This is a genomic window from Mycobacterium sp. DHQP2018-32-09 (genome assembly GCF_058148405.1).
On the sequence record NZ_JBYVYK010000171.1, the window covers coordinates 1 to 415 of the forward strand.

1 protein-coding gene is annotated in these 415 nt (G+C 66.7%); it reads right to left on the reverse strand.

Features of this window, described 5'->3' with window-relative positions:
- On the reverse strand, positions 1–367 hold a 367-nt coding region (locus AC30CM_RS27205; protein WP_490120007.1), incomplete at its 3' end, for a response regulator.
- Positions 368–415: the final 48 nt, after the last annotated feature.

Here is a 415-nt window from a genome sequence, read left to right on the forward strand (position 1 = left end):
GCTCGCGTGCGATCTCCTTGTTGGCGCGACCGAGGGTGAGCAGTCGGAGCACATCGAGTTCGCGCCCGCTCAGCTCCTGGACGCGCGCCGGGGATGCCGTTGTCCGGTGAGAGATCCGGCGAAAGACCGCGGCGGCGACTTCGGGGCTGAGCACCGCGTCTCCTTCGTGGGCGCGTCGGATCGCGGCAGCAAGTTCTTGACCCTGGACGGTCTTGAGGAGGTAGCCCGCGGCGCCGGCCTCCAGAGCGGCCTCGATGTACTGGATGTCGTCATAGATGCTCAGGATGATCACGGCGGTCCCGGGCAGGTTCTTGGTCAGCTGCCGGGTCGCATCGATACCATTCCCGTCCGGCATGGCGATGTCCATCAAGACCACGTCCGGCCGGGCGCGGGAGGTGTACTCCAGGACTTCACG